Source organism: Kribbella sp. NPDC051936 (genome assembly GCF_040680955.1).
Lineage (GTDB): Bacteria > Actinomycetota > Actinomycetes > Propionibacteriales > Kribbellaceae > Kribbella.
In genome coordinates this window covers 174,885-194,331 of the sequence record NZ_JBFAXS010000003.1, presented here as the reverse complement: position 1 = coordinate 194,331, position 19,447 = coordinate 174,885, and the positions used below count along the sequence as shown (strand labels likewise).

General features: G+C 69.4%; 15 protein-coding genes. 11 read left to right on the top strand and 4 right to left on the bottom strand.

Annotated elements, in window-relative coordinates; all coding sequences use genetic code 11:
* Positions 1-113: 113 nt before the first annotated feature.
* Positions 114-1,079 (top strand): hypothetical protein, encoded by a 966-nt coding sequence (locus tag AB0L64_RS11105; protein WP_363710011.1) that lies wholly within the window; start codon positions 114-116, stop codon positions 1,077-1,079.
* Between the two features lie 36 nt (positions 1,080-1,115).
* Here the strand turns inward: AB0L64_RS11105 and AB0L64_RS11100 are convergent, their stop codons facing one another.
* Positions 1,116-1,754 (bottom strand): flavin reductase family protein, encoded by a 639-nt coding sequence (locus AB0L64_RS11100; protein ID WP_363710010.1) that lies wholly within the window; start codon positions 1,752-1,754, stop codon positions 1,116-1,118.
* Between the two features lie 125 nt (positions 1,755-1,879).
* Between AB0L64_RS11100 and AB0L64_RS11095 the strand changes: the two genes are divergently transcribed.
* The 8 genes from AB0L64_RS11095 (at position 1,880) to AB0L64_RS11060 (ending at position 12,189) form a co-directional block, all read left to right on the top strand.
* The gene (locus AB0L64_RS11095; RefSeq protein ID WP_363710525.1) at positions 1,880-2,737 is read left to right on the top strand and encodes an aminoglycoside phosphotransferase family protein; all 858 of its coding nucleotides are present in this window, start codon (positions 1,880-1,882) and stop codon (positions 2,735-2,737) included.
* Between the two features lie 213 nt (positions 2,738-2,950).
* The gene (locus AB0L64_RS11090) at positions 2,951-4,273 is read left to right on the top strand and encodes a SidA/IucD/PvdA family monooxygenase (RefSeq protein ID WP_363710009.1); all 1,323 of its coding nucleotides are present in this window, start codon (positions 2,951-2,953) and stop codon (positions 4,271-4,273) included.
* A gap of 36 nt (positions 4,274-4,309) precedes the next feature.
* Positions 4,310-5,827 (top strand): PqqD family protein, encoded by a 1,518-nt coding sequence (locus AB0L64_RS11085; RefSeq protein ID WP_363710008.1) that lies wholly within the window; start codon positions 4,310-4,312, stop codon positions 5,825-5,827.
* A 2-nt stretch (positions 5,828-5,829) separates the two neighbouring features.
* Entirely contained in the window at positions 5,830-6,297 is a 468-nt protein-coding gene (locus AB0L64_RS11080) for a cupin domain-containing protein (RefSeq protein ID WP_355695648.1), read from the top strand.
* Complete coding sequence (locus tag AB0L64_RS11075; RefSeq protein WP_363710007.1) at positions 6,294-7,964, top strand: class I tRNA ligase family protein; 1,671 nt, start codon at positions 6,294-6,296, stop codon at positions 7,962-7,964. The genes AB0L64_RS11080 and AB0L64_RS11075 overlap by 4 nt, the downstream gene beginning before the upstream one ends.
* Before the next feature lie 5 nt (positions 7,965-7,969).
* Complete coding sequence (locus AB0L64_RS11070) at positions 7,970-9,106, top strand: FAD-binding oxidoreductase (protein WP_363710006.1); 1,137 nt, start codon at positions 7,970-7,972, stop codon at positions 9,104-9,106.
* 5 nt (positions 9,107-9,111) lie between these two features.
* Entirely contained in the window at positions 9,112-10,377 is a 1,266-nt protein-coding gene (locus tag AB0L64_RS11065; RefSeq protein ID WP_363710005.1) for an ATP-grasp domain-containing protein, read from the top strand.
* 24 nt (positions 10,378-10,401) lie between these two features.
* On the top strand, positions 10,402-12,189 hold the full coding sequence (locus tag AB0L64_RS11060) for an ABC transporter substrate-binding protein (protein ID WP_363710004.1): 1,788 nt from the start codon (positions 10,402-10,404) through the stop codon (positions 12,187-12,189).
* Between the two features lie 63 nt (positions 12,190-12,252).
* On the opposite strand, the gene AB0L64_RS11055 is transcribed toward AB0L64_RS11060, so the two are convergent.
* Positions 12,253-13,497: a cytochrome P450 gene (locus AB0L64_RS11055; RefSeq protein ID WP_363710003.1), complete on the bottom strand. Its 1,245-nt coding sequence runs from the start codon at positions 13,495-13,497 to the stop codon at positions 12,253-12,255.
* A gap of 232 nt (positions 13,498-13,729) precedes the next feature.
* Here AB0L64_RS11055 and AB0L64_RS11050 point away from each other — a divergent pair, with 232 nt between their 5' ends.
* Positions 13,730-15,040, top strand: coding sequence for an MFS transporter (locus AB0L64_RS11050; RefSeq protein WP_363710002.1), 1,311 nt, complete (start codon positions 13,730-13,732; stop codon positions 15,038-15,040).
* 144 nt (positions 15,041-15,184) lie between these two features.
* Positions 15,185-15,400 carry a hypothetical protein gene (locus AB0L64_RS11045; RefSeq protein ID WP_363710001.1) on the top strand — a complete coding sequence of 72 codons (216 nt, stop codon included), beginning with the start codon at positions 15,185-15,187 and terminating at the stop codon, positions 15,398-15,400.
* A gap of 424 nt (positions 15,401-15,824) precedes the next feature.
* Here the strand turns inward: AB0L64_RS11045 and AB0L64_RS11040 are convergent, their stop codons facing one another.
* Together AB0L64_RS11040 and AB0L64_RS11035 are read right to left on the bottom strand one after the other, a co-directional pair.
* Positions 15,825-17,501: a DUF222 domain-containing protein gene (locus tag AB0L64_RS11040; protein ID WP_363710000.1), complete on the bottom strand. Its 1,677-nt coding sequence runs from the start codon at positions 17,499-17,501 to the stop codon at positions 15,825-15,827.
* A 459-nt stretch (positions 17,502-17,960) separates the two neighbouring features.
* A complete protein-coding gene (locus tag AB0L64_RS11035; protein WP_363709999.1) occupies positions 17,961-19,376 on the bottom strand; it encodes a hypothetical protein in 1,416 nt (471 codons plus the stop codon).
* Positions 19,377-19,447: the final 71 nt, after the last annotated feature.

The following is a 19,447-nucleotide window of genomic DNA, read 5'->3' as shown; positions in this document are numbered from 1 at the left end:
TCTGCCGCACAGTATCCCGACGGCTTGTCCACAGGCATGGATTCGCATGCTCCGGCACGCCCCGATCCTCGTACCTTCTCTGCCGACTTCTCTGCCGACAAGGAGGTCCGCCGATGCCCACCGACACCACTGAACATGCCCAGAGCAACGACTTTCCCGAGACCAGCTCTCCTGACCCGGTGCTGCCGCCGTTGTCCCGGCGACAGGCCGATCGGCTCGTGCACCTCGCCCTGCGCACGGCCGCCGACCTCGGCGTCGCCGTTCGCTACGAGGGCGGCGCCGCGCTCGTGCCCGCCGACCACTCGGCCGACACCCCCGTGCTCGGGCTGAGCAACCTCGCGCGGATCCTGTCCCGCTTCGACGAGCACAGCTGGCCGGCGCTGATCGAGGAACATTTCCGCCAGATCCTGGAGCAACTCCGCGAAGGCCCACCGACGCCACCGGCCGACCCCGAGCGCGAGCTGATCCAGCGGCTGGTCCCGCGCGACGCGTTACCGCCCGACTGGACCGCGGATCGACCCGACTTCCTGCCCGGTCTGATCTCCGTGCCGTCCACGCAGACCGACGGCATCGTGACGATGTACCTCGAGCCCGCCGACCTGGATCTCACCTGGTCCGACGCCGAGCGCTTCGGCCTCGCCAACCTCCGCCGCATCCAGGACGAGGTCGAGTATGTCGAGCACGACGACCTCCGCCTGGCCGTCGTCACCGGGACAGCCTTCGCCGCCTCCCGCGCACTCGTCCTCGACACCGTCCTCCGCGAGTCGTTGCACCTGCAGCACGCGCCCCACGGACTCCTGGCCGCCGTCCCGGCCCGGGACACGCTGCTGCTGCACGTGATCGAGGACCTCACGGTCATCCCCGCCCTCGGCGTACTGCTCAACGTCGCCGCCCGCTGCCACTCCCGCGACCCCGGCCCGCTGTCCCCGGACGTCTACCTCGTGAGCCCCGACTTCACCTGGCACCCCGCCACCACCGCACTCCCCGACCACACCCCGCTCCGCCTGTCCCCGGAGCTCGAGTCCTTGACGAAGCTTCTCGCCACTCGGGAGCCGCCACCGGCGCGTGGCCGGTCATGAGGAAGTTGCTGATGGCAAGCTCTGGCGGTGTCTTCGTCAGCCTGCGGGGCTGTCTCCATCCGGTTTCTCGAAGTGGCCGGGCCAGTCGGAGTAGCGGATCCGGGTGATGGAGCGGACTTCGCCGAGGGTTGTCCACTCGTCCTTGCCCAGGCGGGCGAGGGGGCGGAGGCGATGGATGTCGGGGTGGTTGCCGTCCAGCATCGTCTCGTCGATCGCGAGATGGCGGACCTGGCCGATGACCAGCGTGCAGTCGCCGAGCTCGAGGGTGGTGTGCAGGGTGCACTCGAGCGCCACCGGCGATTCCGCGACGCGGGGCACGGCGACCGTCCGGGACGGCTCGGCGGTCACCCCGATCGCCTCGAACTCGGAGACCTCCGGCGGGAAGTTCGTGCCGGACGCGTTCACCTGCTCGTAGAGGTGCTCGGCGGCGAAGTTCACGACGAACTCACGGGTCGCCTCGACGTTGTTCAGGCTGTCCTTCCGGCCGACCGAGGTGAACTGCACCATCGGCGGCTGCACGGACGAGACGGTGAAGAACGAATGCGGCGCGAGGTTCAGCACGCCGCCGGCGGACAGGCTCGATACCCACGCTATCGGCCGCGGGACGACCACCGAGTTCAGCAGCGCATAGAACTCCCGCCGTCCGACGGCCTCCGGATTCACATCGACACGCACACCCGCAGTACATCAAACTCGGTGAATGCCGCCGGCGGCCGCATGGGGTCCGGCCGGAGGATCGCGCCCGACGACGGAGCTGTGGATTGGCTGAACAACTCGACTTCCTGACCGGTGTAGCCGCCGTGGCCCGGCGCCACGGCGTCGACCCTGCCGAAGTGAAAGAGGTCGCCGGTGGGGTGGCCAACCGGGGGTTTGTCCTCGGCGAGAACCTGTTCCTCCGAGTGTGCCGCCCCGGCTTCGAGCCTGACCTCCTGAAGGAAACCCACGTCGTACCCGCCGCCCGCGCCGCCGGCGTCCTGACCCCCGCGATGGTCGAGTACGACGCCACCCACCACCTGATCGACGCGCCGTACGCGGTCATGGAACGCATCCACGGCACCGAGCCCACCACCCTCCCCGCCGCCCTAGCCGAACAACTGGCCCACCTACACCAACTCCACCGCGCCCCACACCTAGGTGGGTTGGGCTTGGTGGGGTTGGGTGAGGAGGGGTGGGGGGATCCGTGGAGGACTGTTGAGGAGCTTGGTGAGCGGGGGTATGTGGATGTGGGGACGGCTGGTTGGTTGAGCGGGTGGTTCACGCGGCTCGCGGAGCGGATCGACAGGAGTCGGCCCAAGGTGCTGATTCACGGAGATGTTGCCGCGCACAACCTTCTCGCCGGGCCGGACGGAGACCTTCGAGCGCTCATCGACTGGGGTGACGCGGCGTGGGCGCCGCGGGCCATGGAGTTCGCCAAGCTCCCCCTCGCGCAGGTCGCCGTGCTGCTTCCGGACTACCTCCGGCGGGCCCAGCCGCCCGAGTCCGAGGAGGAACTCGCCGCCGGCGTCGTCTGGTTCCACCTGTCCTGGGCCATCGCCAAACTCTCCGCGGCCCCCTGGCCCGGCCAACGCCACTGGACCGCCCCAACCGCCAGCCGCCTGCTCAGCATCCTCCACTTCTTCACCACCACCCCACCGGCCCCCTGGTCCGGACTCACCTAGCCCGCGAGCCGCCTCCCCCACCCGAACAGGCACCACCCCACCCACGCCTGGCGCGCTGCCTCTCGAGCCCGTTCGCACGGGCGTCGTCACCGCAGGTGCCAAGCCTCTTGTGGCCGGCTGTCCGGGTGGGGTTGGTCAGGGAGGTGTATCAACGGCCGGCTGTGTCGGGCTCTCGAAGGGAGGTGATGGTGATCTGAGACGAAGGCGGCGCGGATGTCAGAACACAACTCTGTGGAAGTCGAACTGCTTGCGATCGGTGCGGGGCCGTCGAATCTCGGGCTGGCGGTGGCGCTCGAGGAGCTGGCGCCTGATCTGGCGGCGGACACGCTGCTGATCGACCGCAACCCGGCGATCGAGTGGCAGTCCGGCATGCTGATGCCGTGGGCGACCAGCCAGGTGTCGTTCCTCAAGGACCTGGTGACCCAGCGGGATCCGAGCAGCAGGTTCTCGTTCCTGAACCATCTGTTCGAGACCGGCCGGCTCGACGAGTTCGTGAACATGAGCACCTTCACGCCGTACCGGGTCGAGTTCACCGAGTACCTGCGCTGGGTGGCGGAATCACTCACCGGGGTCCAGATCCGGCTGGGGTGCGAGTGCCGCGGGGTGCGCGCGCGGCGCGACGACACCGGCGCGGTGACCGGGTGGGTCACCAGCCTCGCCGACGGTACGACGATCACCAGCAGATACCTGGTGTACGGCGGCAGCCGTGAACCGAACATCCCGCCGGAGCTCGCCGGCCTGCCCCCGGAGCGCGTCATCCACAGCACGCAGTACCGCCACCGGGTGGCGGAGCTGTCCGGCGACCTGCCGTACCGGGTGGCGGTGCTGGGCAGTTCGCAGAGCGCCGCCGAGATGTTCCGGGCGCTGCGTGACGATCTGCCCGACAGCGACATCGCGTGGCTGATGCGGTCCATCGGGCTCAGTTCGGACCAGTCCAGCAAGTTCACCAACGAGATGTACTACCCGTCGTTCGTCGACGAGTTCTTCGACGCCCCGCCGCACGCGCGGGAGCAGATCCTCCGTGAGCTGTACCGGACCAACTACTCCGTCGTCACTCCTCCGATGCTCGAGCACCTGTACGCCGACCTGTACCTGGACCACTTCCAGCAGCGCACCGATCGGCGCCTGATCACGATGGTCGACATCACCGCCGCCCACGAAGCCGAGGACGAGCTGGTGCTGGAGCTCACCGACCGGCGGACCGGAGCCGTCACCGAGCTGCGCCGCGACGTGATCTTCCTCGGCACCGGTTTCGACACCCGGATGCCCCGGCTGGTGCGGGATCTGGCCGACGATCTCGGCCTGGACCGCGTCGACGTCACCCGGCAGTACCGCCTGGACCTCAACGGCGCCGGCGGCGAAGGCAGCAGCGCGGCCTGCTACCTGCAGGGCGTCAACGAGGAGACCCACGGCATCTCCGACTCGCTGCTCAGTGTGCTGGCGCAGCGGTCCGAGGAGATCTGCCGGGACATCGTCGCGCACCGGGAGCGGATCCCGGCGGCGGCTGTATCAGCCAACGGGCCGGCCGGGCTCTAACGGATGGGAATAGCCCCAGCCCGCGAGGAGAACCGGATGACAACACTCGAACTGGACCGTCCGCCCGGCCTGGCACAGGCCCGGGACCGGACGTTCACAGGTCTGCGTGCAGCCATGCCGCCCGGCGTCATGGACGAAGCGTTGCGGTGCAGCGGCCAGCTCCTGGCGGAGCTGCCGCATCAACCCGAGCTGGAGCGCAACCTGGTGCTGGTGGCGTTCGGCGGCGGCAAGGACAGCTCGTACACGCTGGCGTTCGTCCGGGCGATGCAGCTGATCCTGGACCGGGTCCACGGCCGTACGTTCCGGATGCGGGTGGCGACCAACCGGCACGCGGGTATGCCGCGTGCGGTGATGGAGAACATCGACCGCGAGTACCGCGCGCTGGAACTCTTCGACGACCCGGACTGCGAGCTGCTGCTGGTGGACGGCGACGAGATCAGCGAGTTCTACGTCGACTCCCCGCAGCGCGAACACGTCGTACGGCGCAACCGGCTGGACATTCTGATGACCGGTCACCGCACGTTCGCCGACGGCCGGCCGACGTTCTGCAACTCGTGCAACCTGAGCGTCTTCAACGCGTTCGGGCTGGCCGCCGCCTACGGTGACGGCGCCGACGTGCTGATCACCGGCGACTCGCCGCAGGAGCAGCATCAGTACAGCTTCTGGGTCGGGCGGCTGGCGCGCCGGTTGCGCACCGGCCCGGCCGTACGGCCGCGGGCGCGCGGGAACGGGTTCGGCCGGATCCTCGGCCAGCTCGACGACATCTCGCAGGCGTACTTCGCGGACATCCACGGAGCGGACGCCGACGACGCTATCAGCGAGCGCCGGGTCAGCACCGACGTCCCGGACCGGCTGAAGTTCTTCACCGTCTACGGCGAGACCGCGTACCGGGCCGGCGACCACTTCGACATGCTGACCGGTTTCCTCGGCTTCCAGTTCGACGACCTCGCGTTCAGCTTCACCGAGTCCGACTGTGCGAACCCGGCCCTGATGGCGCACCTGCGCGGGATCAAGGCCGAGCGCGTGTTCGAGCGGTCGTACGACGAGGGCCTGGCCGAGTACGTCGAGTTCGCGCTCGGCCTGATGCGCAAGAAGGACATCCCCGACCAACTCGTGGAGATGATGCGCGCCCGGTACGACAGCCCGGACGCCCCGGCCCGGATGCGGAAGGCCGCCGAGGAGTACGCGCTGCAGACCTTCGGGCTCACCGGCGATCACCTGGTCTGCATGACGTACTCACCCTTCGCCGGGCACGGCGCCGGACTGGAGCGGTTCCTGGAGCGCGAGCACCCGCACCTGTCCGACCGCCTCGACGAGATCCACAGCCTGCTGGCCGGCGCGGGCGACGACCTCGCGCTGGACGCCGAGCTCGAGCGGATCAGCGGACTCACACCGAGCCAGTTGCGCGTGCTCTACAGCCGCTCGGTGCAGAGCGCCGCCGGCGGGACGCCGGTGATCGACCTGATCCTGGCCGGCGATCCGCACAAGGCAGTCATCGAGACCCGGCACTCCAAGGACGGTCCGGACACCTACGAACAGATTTCGGGACGGTAGCCATGGTCGTACACATCTCCCGGCTGGATCGCGACAACCTGCTGCACGAGTACGGCGTGGACACCCAGCGCCTGCAGCCGTGGCCGGTGCTGAACGCGCCCTTCGAGCTCAGCTACGCGGTCTGCCGGGCGGGAACGGTCTCCAAGCTGCACACCCACCACGAGCAGGAGATCTTCGTCGCCGTCTCCGGTGAGTGCGTCGTCGAGTGCGGCGGCGAACGGCAGCCGTTCCGCGCGGGCGACGTCTCGTACTTCACGCCCGGCCAGCTGCACCGGGTGCACAACACCGGCGACGAGGACTTCGTCTTCTGCAGCATCTGGTGGGACCCGGAGATGTCCCACAAGTTCCTCGCCGAGTACGCCGGCTCGGACACCGAGCGGTTCGCCGTCGAGGCGGCCGCGAAGGTCGACGAGAACGGCCGGGCCGCCGAGGCCATCGAGTCCGCCGAGCGAGTAGGAGCCAGCCAATGACCCGACCCCTGCCGTCCGACGACGACCGCCCGGTTCTCGTCCTCGGCCCGAACCCGACGCCGAACGGCGGGATGCACCTCGGGCACATCGCCGGTCCGTACCTGGCCGGCGACGTCTACGCCAGGTACCAGCGGGCCCGCGGCCGCACGGTGATCTTCACGTCCGAGACCGACGACAGCCAGACCTACGTGGTGGCGTCGGCGGGCCGGGAAGGCATCACGCCGGAGGAGCTGTGCAAGCGCTCGACCGCGAAGATCCAGGAGGCGCTGAGCGCGATCGGTATCTCGATCGACGGGTTCGGCCCGTTCGACCAGACCTACAAGGCCACCGTGCTGCAGTACTTCAGTGCACTGCACGCGGCCGGGGTGTTCCGGCTGAAGACCGTCCGCCTGCCGTATCTGGAGCGGACCGGCGAGTTCATGGTCGAGGGCCTGATCGAGGGCGACTGCCCGGTCTGCCTGACGACCAGCCGCGGCGGGCTCTGCGAGACCTGCTGCCACCCGAACAACTTCGACCAGCTGATCAACCCGCACTCGACGATCAATCCCGAGGACAAGCTCACCTACCGCGAGGCCACCATCATGGTGCTGCCTCTGGAGGAGTTCCGGGAGCAGCTGACGACGTACCACGAGAACCTCAAAGAGCACCGCCGCCCGCACGTTCGGCAGATGATCGCCGAGCTGCTGTCCCGGCCGCTGCAGGACGTGCCGATCACCTTCCCGCTGAACTGGGGTATCGACCCGCAGTTCCCGGAGGTCCCCGGGCAGGTGCTGAACGCCTGGCTCGAGCTGATCCCGGCCGGCATGTTCACCACGTCGTACGCCGCCGCGAAGCTCGGCCGGGACACCGTGCCGGGCGAGCTGTGGCGCAAGGCTGCGGATCCCACGACGAACCTGCGGATCGTGCACTTCCTCGGCTTCGACAACGCGTACTACTTCTGCCTGCCGCACATCGCGATGCTGATGGCGCACGGCGACAAGTACGTCTGGCCGGAGTCGATCATCAACAACGAGTTCTACGAGCTGGAGAGCTCGAAGTTCTCGACCAGCAAAGGACATGTGCTGACGCCCGAGGAACTGCTCGAGGAGGTGCCGCGCGACGTCGCCCGGCTCTACCTGGCGCTCACCGCCCCGGAGTACCAGCGGTCGACGTTCAGCCGGGCGGGCCTCGACAAGATGGCCGAGGACCGGTTGGTCGGCCCGTGGAACCAGCTGGCCGGCGTTCTCGCCAAGGCGGTTGCGAACGCGGGCGGCGACAGCGTGCGGCTGCCGGTCTCGGCCGCCGCACGGCAGCGCGTCGCGCTCATGCGCGACCGGTTCGACCTCGGGTACGAGATGCCGACGTTCAACCTGAACCGTTCGGCGGACACGGTGCTGGTCCATATCGACCGGTTACGGCGGCATGCGCTGACGCTCGACGGCACCGGTCTGGACGAGCAGCCGGAGGCCTGGGGAGACCTGTTCTGCGAGGTGAAGGCCCTGCTCGCGGTGGCGTCGCCGCTGCTCATCGATCTCGCCGCCGCGGCCGGTGAGGCCGGGGCGTTCGACGAACTGCCGGACGCCGGGGTGCTGGTCACCGGATCCTTCGAGCTCGCCGAGGTCACGCCGTTCGTGCCGCCGTTGCTGGCGGCCGGTACGGCGGACGCCGAGCTCGCCGGAGGTCGGTGATCCCGATGCGGATCACCGTGGTCGGCGGCGGCGTGATCGGACTGCTGACCGCGATCGACTGCAGTCGCGCGGCCGGCGTCGAGCAGGTGGACCTGTTCGACGCCGGCCCGATCCCTTCGCCCCTGGCGACCTCGAACGATCGGCTCCGGGTGGTGCGCGCGCTGCATCGCGGCGAACCAGCGCTGACGCTCGCGGCCGCCCAGGCCCACGAGGCCTGGATGGAGGTCGAGGGACTGGTCGGCGCGCGGTTCTACCACCCGGCCGGGGCGCTGACCGCGATGCCGGAGCCGGAGGCGGCGGCATCGCTCGCGCTGCTGACCGCCGCCGGCGCGCGGGCGTGGGGCCTCGCGCCGGACGAGCTGGCCCGCCGGTATCCGCAGGTGCGCTTCCCGGCCGGTTCCGGCGCCGTACTGGAGGCCACCGCGGGCGCCGTACTCGCCGACCGGGCCCTGATCGCGCTGGCACGTTGGCTGGGCGACCGGCCGAATGTCCGGTTGCATCCGCACCGACGGGTCGTCGAGGTGTCCGGGAGCGGCCGCGGCGGCGTGATCCGGTTCGCCGACGGCGACTCCGCGACCGCCGACCGGGTCGTGATCGCGGCCGGTCCCTGGTCGCGTGAGCTCGTGCCGGGCGTCATCGCCTCGACGCTCACGCTGTATCGGCAGACCGTGCTCTCGTACCGGCAACCGGAGTGGGTGGGACTGCCCGCGGTGCTCGGCCTCGGGCCGGATCGCGACGCCTGGTTGATGCCGACGGTGCCGCACGCGGACGCACCGCTGCGGTTGAGCGCCGCGAGCGCCTGCCGGCCGACCCGCGAGATGACCGACCGGACCACTCCCGACCGCTGGCGGGAACACCTGATGACCGTGTTCGCCGACGTGCTCCCGGGTTTCGATCCGGCAGCGGTGACCGACGCCACCGACGGCTACTACCTCGCCGAGCGTGCGCGCGGCGGACCGCTGCTGTCGTCGTACGGCGGCGGCAGCGTCTGGACGTACGCGGCGTGCGGCGGGATGTCCTTCAAGTTCGCGCCCCAGATCGCACGGACGATCGCTGATCGCGCGGTGGGCGCGCCGCCCCGGCCGGTCGGCCTGGACCCGATCGACAGGCCGCGGCAGCTCGCCGCGGTCGGTGAGGAGTAGGTGCCATGAAACTGCTCGCCCTGGAGGCCGTGCAGAACGCCGGCTACTACCAGTCCCGCTACCGCCAGATCGAGGAGTTCGGCGGCACCTTGTTCGTGCTGAACGGACTCGGTGAGCCGGACTACTGGCCGGCCGACCGCTACCGGATCGCCGGCTCGCGGCACATCGACGACATCATCGCGGCGGCTCGCGAGTGGCACGCCACCGAACACTTCCACGGCGTCCTGACGTTCTCCGAGTCCGGCGTCCTCACGGTGGCCGCGGTGGCGGAGGCGCTCGGACTGCCCGGTGTCGGTCTCGACGCGGCCAGGATCAGCCGCAACAAACTCCTGATGCGGGAGGCCCAGGAGCTCGGCGGTGCGCCGGTGCCCAAGTTCCGCCTGGCGGCCGACCTCGACGCTGCGCTCGCCACCGCGGAAGAGTTCGGCTACCCGGTCATCTTGAAGCCGACGTTGGGTGCCGCGAGCAACTTCGTGTTCAAGATCGACACCCCGGACGAGATGCGGACCCGGTTCCCGCAGGCGCTCGAGGGCATGGCCGGGATGTCGTGGTTCCGGATGGAGGCCGAAGGCCTCGACGTCGGGCCGTACGGGCTGCTGGTCGAGTCGTTCCTCGACGGCCGCGAGATGCAGATCGAGGCGCTCGCCTGGGACGACGAGGTGTACCTGGGCTCGATCGTCGACCGGATCACGATCGAGGGCAACACCTTCGACGACGACGCGCACCGCGCGCCGACCACCCTCGACGAGGACCAGCTGGCCGCCGTGCACGAGGTGGTGGCAACGGCCGCGCACGCGCAGGGGCTGCGGCGCAGCGTGATGCACGCCGAGGTCCGCTTCCACCGCGGCAAGCCGCACCTGCTGGAGATCGCGGTGCGGCCCGGCGGTGGCGGGCTGGACTACTTCGCCCGGCTCAGCACCGGCTACTGCCCGATCCGCGCGACGATGGCCGTCGCCGCCGGCCGGAAGCCCGAGGTCCAGCACTACCGCCCGACCGGCGTACACCTGGCCGGCACCTGCCTGATCGGTGCGGCGGGTGTGATCGAGCAGATCACCGTGCCGGCCGAGGTCGCCGAATCCGACCGGGTGTTCTTCCTCAAGATCACGGCGCAGCCGGGCGACGTCATCCGGCGGCCGCCCGACGGCAACAACATCCTCGGCTTCCTCTGCACCAGCGGAGCGACGTTCGACGAAGCGATCGGCACGGCGTACAAGTTCGCCGAGCAGATCGACGTACGCCTGGCCGCGCCGGCAACCCAGCTGACGGCCTGATCCAACTCACGAGAGGTGACCTGGATGTCCACTGTGCTGACCGAGCACCAGTCCGACCAGCCGTCCGAGGACGGCCGGCCGATCAAGGGTGGCACCGTCACCTGGGCCTGCAACCCGGGCTTCCCGCCCGCGGCCATCTTCCCGTTCACGCCGCGGGAGCGGATCGGCATCCGCAACCTGTACGAGTTCCAGGTGCTGATGTTCCGCCCGCTGTACTGGCTCGGCCGGGAGGGCAGGCCGGAGGTGAACCCCGACCTGAGCCTCGCCTACCCGCCGGAGTGGAGCGAGGACGGGCTGAGCGTCACCGTCACGCTGAAGCCCTGGCAGTGGTCCAACGGTGAGCCGATCTGCGCCGACAACGTGATGTTCTGGGTGAACATGATGGCGGTCAAGGGCGACCGGCTCGGCTACTACGTCCCCGGCTACTTCCCCGACAACCTCACGTCGTACGAGAAGATCGCCGAGGACAAGGTCCGCTTCACCTTCGACGAGGTCTACTCCAAGACCTGGGTGGAGATGAACCAGCTGTCGCTGATCACGCCGATGCCGAAGGCCTGGGACCGGACCGAGGACGGACCGGCCCGGGCGTCGTTCGACAAGGCCGACATCCCGGCCGTCTACGACTACCTGGTGAGCCAGAACGGCGACTGGACGATCGAGGCGAACCACTTCCGCGGCGGCTGGGCGGAGAGTCCGGTGTGGAGCGTCGTCAACGGCCCGTGGCGGCTGAAGAGCTACACCCTCGACGGCGTCGTCACCTTCGTCCCGAACGACAAGTACTCCGGCCCGAACAAGCCGCACCTGGACGAGTTCCGCCAGGTGCAGAACGACACCGACGAGCTGATGTACGAGCGCCTGCAGGCCGGACCGGACGCGCCGGACGGGATCCAGATCGGGTACCTGCCGTTCGGGATGGGGCTCACCGACGACGGCGAGGACCCGCTCGCGGACTCGTACCGCCTGGTGGCGCAGGACCTGTTCGTGGTGCGCTACATGCCGTTCAACTTCGACAACGACTCCACCGCCGCGGCGATCTACAAGCACGCCTACGTCCGGCAGGCGCTGCAGATGTGCCTGGACCAGGACCGCGCGATCCGGGAGATCTTCCACGGCAACGCGTACCGGATGGACGGCCCGGTGCCGATCTCCCCGGCCAACCCGCACGTCTCGCCGAAGCAGCGCAACGACCCGATGCCGTTCGACGTCGACGCGGCCCGGCGGCTGCTCGAGGCGCACGGCTGGGACACCAGCACGCTGCCGGCCGGCTGCGTCCAGCCGGGTGAGGTGGCCGGCTGCTCCGGCGAGGGTGTCGAGATCGGCGACCGGCTCTCGTTCACGATCCGGTACGTCGAGGGCAAGGTCGCGCTGACCCGGATGCTGGAGATGTTCAAGGAGGATGCGGCGAAGGCCGGAATCGAGCTCAAGCTGGAGCCGGTGTACGGCTCGGTGATGGTGGCCGAGGACCACAGCCCCGGTCCCGCGAAGCGCCTGTGGGAGATCAACAGCTGGAACGGCGGCTGGTCGTTCTACGGCCACCTGACCGGCGAGATGCTGTTCCGTACCGGCGGCGGCAGCAACTTCGGCGACTACAGCGACCCGAAGGCCGACGAGCTGATCGACCGGACCGTGCACAGCGACGACCCGCAGGCGATGTTCGACTACCAGGACTACATCGCCGAGCAGGTGCCGACGATCTGGTCCCCGGGCTTCCCGAACCGGATGTTCGAGGTCGCGAAGAACCTGCGCGGTCTCGAGCCGGTGAACCCGTACGGCCTGATCACACCCGAGGACTGGTACTACGTCGAGGAGTGAATCGTACCTACAGACAACACTGCCCCAGCCGATCGGCTGGGGCAGTGTCATGTCCGGCGAGGTTCAGGACTTCGGCGGGATGGTCGCCGCCGGCAGGTGGTGCATGCCGCGCAGGAGTGTGCTCGGCTCCCACTCCAGGAAGCTCGGGTCGGCCGTCATCCGCAGGTCCGGGAAGCGCTCCAGCAGCCGGGTCAGCGCGATGTTCGTCTGCATCTTGGCCAGCGGCTGCCCGATGCAGAAGTGCGGGCCGTGACCGAATCCGAGGACGCCCTTCGGCTTGCGGTCCAGGTCGAGCGTGTTGGCGTTCTCGTACTGCTCGTCGTCGCGGTGCGCCGACAGGATCGACAGCGCGAGAATGTTGTTCTTCGGGACCACCACGTCGCCGATCTCGATGTCCTCCGCGGTGAACCGGAAGGTGGCCACGCCGACGCCGCCGTCGTACCGCATCAGCTCGTCGATCGCGTGCCCCATGATCGACGGGTCGGACCGCAGCCGGGCCATCGCCTCGGGGTGCGTGAGCAGGCTGAGGATCGCGTTCGACAGCGTGTGCTGCGAGGTGATGTGACCGGCCACCGTGTAGAGGAAGATCATCGCGACGAGCTCGTCGTCGGTCAGCCGGTCGCCTTCCGGCGAACCCTCGATCATCGCGCTGACCATGTCCTCGGCCGGGTTCTTACGCTTCATCTCGATGATGTGCCGGCCGTACTCGATGACGTTCTTGGAGGCGTTCTCGACGACCTCCGCCGGGTGGCCGGCACCGACCAGCTCGACCGCCCACTGCTGGAACCGCTCACGGTCCTCGAACGGGATGCCGAGCACGTCGCAGATGATCACGATCGGCAGCGGCTGGGCGAACTCGCCGACCAGGTCGACGTCGTCGCGGCCCTCGAGCTTGGTCAGGTAGTCGTCGACGAGCTGCTCGATCCGCTCCCGGAACGCCTCCATCCGGCGCAGCGTGAAGGCCTTGCTGACCAGCGAGCGCAGCCGGGTGTGCCGGGGCGGGTCGCTGTTCAGCATGTGCTGGGACAGCTCGTCGTCGAAGCCGACGTCGGGCTTCTCGTCCTCGACGTAGGTCCCGGTGTGGCGGGCGAACATCTCGTTCATCCGCGTACCGTCCTTGCTCACCCTGGGGTCCTGGAGCAGCGTCCGTACGTCGGCGTACCGGGTGACGAGCCAGACGTCGGCGCCGTGCGGGAAGACCACGTGGTGCACACGGCCGGCCTTGCGGTACGGCTCGAGGATCTCGTACGGCCTCTGCATGAAGTCGTCCGGGATCCGCGGGAGGGCCTCCGTCATTTCGGTTGTCATAGGTCAGATCCTCCTGGGAACAAGGCATGTCGACAGGGGCGCACGTGCGCTCCGCTACGCGTCGCCGTCATTCATCAGAGGCGTCGGCCGGCCCAGCCTGATACGCCTTGTTTTGTTGCTTTTGGGGACTGTCGGTACGGCGCTGCGAGCGGTAGCGTGCAGGACCGAATGCCTTCTGGCACAAGCCCGCCGGGGGCAGCGTGGTCACCGGCACAGAGGGGTGGAGTAACTGATGAGCGAAGAAGTCGACCGCGAACCGAGTTCGACCGGGCAGCCGGGAGAGGGACTCGGCGCCATCGCGACCTGGCGCCAGACGTCGATCACGTCGAAGGCACTGCTGTTCGGCGTCTTCGTCAACCGGCTGGGCGCGTTCCTGCAGATCTTCCTGGTGCTGTTCATGACGCACAAGGGCTTCAGCGCCGGCCAGGCCGGTTTCGCCCTCGGTGTCTACGGCGCCGGCCATGTCCTGGGGTCGTTCGTCGGCGGCTGGCTCACCGACCGGTTGAGTGCGCGGGCGGCGACGTTGATCAGCATGCTCGGCTCCGCCGCGCTGATCGTCTCGATCCTGTACATCAACGTCTACTGGGTGATCCTGCTGGCGATCCTGACGGTGAGCACCGTCAGCATGCTGAACCGGCCGGCCGCGCAGGCGATGCTGGCCGAGCTCACCAAGCCGGGCCAGCTGGTGATGACGATGGCGATGTACCGGCTGGCGATCAACCTGGGCACCGCGGTGACCCCGATCGTCGGCGTCGCGCTGGTGTCGGTCTCGTACAACCTGCTGTTCTGGGCCGAGGCGTTCGCCGCCGTCGTCTACAGTGCGATCGCCTGGAGGTACCTGCCCGGGAAGGCCACACCGGAGGAGGCCGCCGCCACTGCCGCCGCCAAGGCCACGGAACCGAAGCAGGGGTATCGCGCCGTGCTCGCCGACTGGCGGTACGACTTCTACCTGGCCGCCGTGTTCCTCGTGACGATCGTCTACTGCCAGTACATCGCGGTGCTTCCGCTGGCGATCGTCGACGACGGCAGCAGCCTGTGGTGGTACAGCCTGGTGGTCTCGGCCAACGCCATCGTGGTGGCCGTCTGCGAGGTGCCGGCGACCAAGTACGTGCAGACCTGGCCGCTGCGGCTGACCGCGATCGCCGGGTTCGGTCTGGTCGCGGTCGGGTACGGCGTCTACGCGATCGCGCTGGTTCCGGTGCTGCTGATCCTCGGCACGCTGATCTGGACGATGTCGGAGATCATCGGCGCACCGACCACGTTCGCGTACCCGGGCATGGTGGCGCCGCCGCACCTGCGCGGCCGCTACTCGGGCGCCATGCTCAGCGTCTTCGGCCTGGGCAACGCCGTCGGTCCGGCGGTCGGTGTCTGGCTGTGGGCCCACGTCGGACAGACGTTCTGGCTGTGGGCGGCCGGCGTCGCCGTGCTGTCCGCGGTCTGCGCGCGCATCGGCATGCGCCGCCCGGACGAAGAGCCGGCCGCCGCCGAACCCAAGACCGACACGACCGCCCCGGACACCACCACCCCGGAAGCGGCGACCTAAGAACAAAGAAGACGGAAGATGGCGTGGGAGCTGGGTGCCCGGCTTGCTTCGGCGGTCCGCTGACGGCCGGCATTCCACCTCCCACACCACCTTCTGCCTTCGGGCCTGCTCAGAAGTCTCGAACAGGCCTTCAGGCAAGAGACTATGAAGTTGAACTTGGTGGCCGGCTTCGGCGGTAGGCCGGAGGTTTCCCAGCGCGACCTGTACGCCGCCCCATCCCACGGGCAGGCCGGTTCCCTCCTCGCGCTCGGTGAGCACGTCGAGGAGGGGCGCGGATCGCCGGCAAAGGACGACGCGGATCCGCCCGCGAGCGGGCACGTCCCCCACCGGTTCGGTGTGGACGACGAGACGAGCCGCTAGCTGCCGGAGACGGCTGGAACGATTCCGCCGTCTCCTGACCTGCCGCAGCACAACGGCTTCTACCCGCAGGTCCGCGAGCAGGCCGCTGTGTCGCCTGACCTCCGCCGCCTCCTGACCCCGCCGCAGCACAACGCCCTGCCCGCAAGCCTGCGGGTAGGAGGCCGCTGTGTTGCCTGACCTCCGCCATCTCCTGACCCCGCCGCAGCACAACCGCCTCCTGCCCACAGGTCCGCGGGTAGGAGGCCGCCGAGTTACCTGACCTCCGCCATCTCCTGACCCCGCCGCAGCACAACAGCCTCCTGCCCACAGGTCCGCGAGTAGGAGGCCGCTGTGTTGCCTGACCTCCGCCGCCTCCTGACTCGCCGCAGCACAACGGCCTCCTGCCCGCAGGCCTGCGGGTAGGAGGTTGTTGTGTTCTCCGGTCTCAGCCGGTGGCTGCGAAGTCGGCCGCTTGCTGGAGGGTAGCCTCGTCGGCCCGCCATCGGGAGCGGTCGGCGACGGTGTCCACCACGTCGCCCTCGACCGCCCGCAGGCCGACGTCTCCGGGCTCGGTGGGCTCGGTGGGCTGTGTGGGCTCGGACTCGCGCGGGTCCGTGCTGCCGCTGGGTGGTCGGGCGCGCGGGGGTGCGGCGCGTCGGGCTACGGCGGGGGTGGGTGCGGGTTCGGCCCAGCCGGGGCGGGCGACGTGGACGACGCCGTCGAGGATGGTGACGGTCCAGCGGCCCCTGTGCAGGTCGACGTGGTGACGGCGGCACAGCAGAGCCAGATTGTCGACCTTGGTGTCGCCGCCGTCGATCCACGAGACCAGGTGATGGGCGTCGCACATGACCGGCGGCGCCCCACAGACCACGCAGCCGCGGTCGCGGGCGTCCAGGGCGCGGCGCATCGCCCCGGTGACGAGCCGCACGCGGCGCCCGACGTCGAGGGGTTCGGAGTTCGAGCCGAGCACCAGCGGGATGATGTTCGCGTCGCAGGCCAGGCGCCGGATCGTGGCCGCGGACAGCCCGTCGCTGTAGACGGTGTGGCCGATCGCGTCCGCGGTCGCGGCTTTGAGGTCTTCGAGGTCGATCGTGACCGTGATGGTCGCCTTCGCGCCGTACCCGGCCACCCGACGATCCTTCCCCACGCTCCCGGCGCTCCCCGCGCTCCCCTCGCTCCCCTCGCTCCCCGCACTGCCCGCGCTCCCAGCGCCGCCCGCGCTGCACGCGGCGGCCATGGCCACCGCCGTAGATGCGGTGGGCCCGGTGGGCCTGGTGCGTCCGGCGGTGTCCCATGCAGCGGCGGCGATGCCCAGAGCGCCGGACAAGGCGTCGGCCTGGCGCTTGTCACGCGGCCGTGGGTCGTGCTCGCCGTCGACGGTCTTGTGTGGGCGGGCGCCGGCGTGCACGACGGCGCGTAGGAGTTCGGCGTTCTCGTTGGCCAGGAAGCCCTTGAACTTCACCCCGTTGTCCGCAGCCGACAGCGTCAGGGACTCGCGGGCGTAGGCCTTGTGTTCTTCGGGTTCGGGGCCGTCGGAGTCGAGCAGGTCGGCGATCTCCTTGGCGGCGGTGCGCAGTTCGCCGGGCGACAGGTGGCCGGCCAGCCCGACCAGTTGCTCCGCGGCCGCGTCCAGGTGCTGCACCGGAACCCGGGACCGGACCCGGTCGAGTCCGAACACGATCGCGGCCGCTTGCGCCGGCCGCAGCAGCCAGCCATCACCAGCACCGTCGCCGGATCCTCCGTCCCCGGATCCGCTGTCGTCGGGTACGCCGTCCCCGGGTTCGGCGTCTGCGGGTCCGCTGTCGGGTAGGTCGGCGGTCGTGGCGGGGGCGGGCGAGGCGGTGCGGTCGAGGGCGGCGGCGACGGCTGGGTAGTGCGGGGCGGTCTGGGTGAGGCGGAGGGTGCGGCGGGCGGCCGGTGGGTCCAGGCGGTAGCGGAAGCGCAGGAGTTCGGCGGTGTCGCGGGCGCCGAGCTCCTGCGCGTACCCGGTGGACTCGATCGCGGCGACCACGCTCAGCCGGTAGGCCTCCAGGCGGGCGAGCTCGGCTTCGAGCGTGTCGAGGGTGGACAGCAGTTCGCCGCCACTCATCGACCACGCCGGCCGTTCGCCCAGAAGTTCCATGGCATTGACTCTAGACGGCGCCACCGACAGTTTCTGAGCCGGAATCCCCTTGTTTTGTGGGCTGTTCGTGGGCCCACACCAGCAAACACCACTCGCCACGCGACTGCATCCGCGCGGCCCGCGTCGCCTGGCAGGCAAGGCCGGAACCAACTCGCCGACCTCCTCGCGATCCAGCCCCATAGGAACTGAAACCGCGTCACCCACCCGTCAGGCGTGGCCCTCGCGTTCGACCGCGGACCGGGCTTGCACGGGACGGTGGCGGTGGTGCCGAAGTAGGCGGCGTCGGCGTACCAGGTGTGCTGGTCCAGGATGCGTTCCAAGCCGGCACTCTGATGCGCTGACTGTCGCTGGCCCGGCAAACCCAGCCACGCAGGCAACTTCCAAAGGCTTCTGAATAGCGCTCGGAGCACGACGAACCGGCGCGGCGCCCAGTAGGCGCCGCGCCGGTCTGTTCGTGCGTCAGCCTCTGTGGACCGGGAGTGCTGTGCCGGGCTCGACGTCGGAGTCCTCGGGGAGGACGTGCAGGCAGCAACCTGCGGACGCGCCGGCGAACAGCCGGATGACCTCGAGGTCGGACTCGACGGTCGCGGCCCGGGTGAAGACGCCGCCGTACCCGTTGACGACGGTGAAGACGCCCCAGTTGACGATCCACGGCACCGGGTCGCCGTCGGGCATCGGGAACAGCTCCGGGACCGGGCGGATCCGGCGCTGCACGATCCACGGTTCGTCCAGGGCCTCGCGGACCCGCTCCTCCCACAGCTCGGCGCTCGTGTCGTCGCGCCAGCCGAGGAGCACTCCTTCGCCGCTGTGGCGTGAGGTGGGCTTGAGCACCAGGTCCTCCTGGTGGCTCAGCACGTAGTCGAGCAGTTCGACCTGCGAGCCGTCCTCCAGCGTCACCGGGCCGGAGCGCACCATCCGCGTCCACGGCAGGATCCGGTCCAGGCTGACCAGGGTCTCCTGGTCGAAGTACTTGCGGTTCTCCTCGTCGGACAGCATCGCGAGCGCCGCCTTGCTGGCGAACATCTCCGAGTCCATCGGCGTGAAGATCTTGACCTCGCCGCGGGCGGCGGCGTCCAGGATCGGATCCATCAGCGCGTGCGCGTCCGGGTCCTCCAGCAGATCCTGCAGCATGAACAGCCGCTGGATGATGTCGATCTTCAGGTCGCCCAGCCAGACGCCGCCGTCACGGACCTCCAGCTGGCCGATGTGCCCGACGTGGGCGTCGACGCCCATCTCGTGCAGCCGCGTCGCGAAGTGGTGCATGTACGGCTCGAGGGTCTCGTAGCTGCTCGGCCAGTCGATGGTCGCCAGCACCGGCCGCGACCCGTACTCGAAGCCGCACTCGACGAACATGTTGTTCACCTGTTCGCGCATGGTGTCGATGTAGCCGAGGCGGTGCGTCTGGGCGAACTCCGCCAGCACCGGCTGGTCCAGCAGGGCTCGGGCCATGTCGGACTGGTCGATACCGCCGAGCGCGCTGCCCATGTTGAACTCGAGCAGCTTGAAGCCGGACTCGTCCATGTACAGGTCGGCGCGGCTCTGCTTCGTCACCGTCGTACCGCGGCTGCGCAGGACCGCGGAGACCTGCACCTCGGTCAGTCCGACGGCGCGGCCGAACGCGGCCAGGTCGCCGCCGTACAGCTTGTCGGGCAGGCTGATCAGCGCGGCGTGCATGGTCAGGATGTCGTTCGCCAGCTGTTCGCACTCCTCGGCCCCGAGGAAGACCGGCCGGGGCAGGTAGCGCCCGCCGTAGAACGACTGCAGCCCGACGGACTCGGGCTGGGTGCTGACGAGTTCGGCGGCGGAGATCCCGCGTCGCTTGATCTCGTCCAGGTACTGTGCTGTGAGTTCAGCTCGGCTCAAGCCGGTCTGCATGATCGGGACCTCCGGGGGGTCGACGCGGAATCAGAGCGCTCCTGCTCGGTCAGAGGCAGCCACCGGCGGCC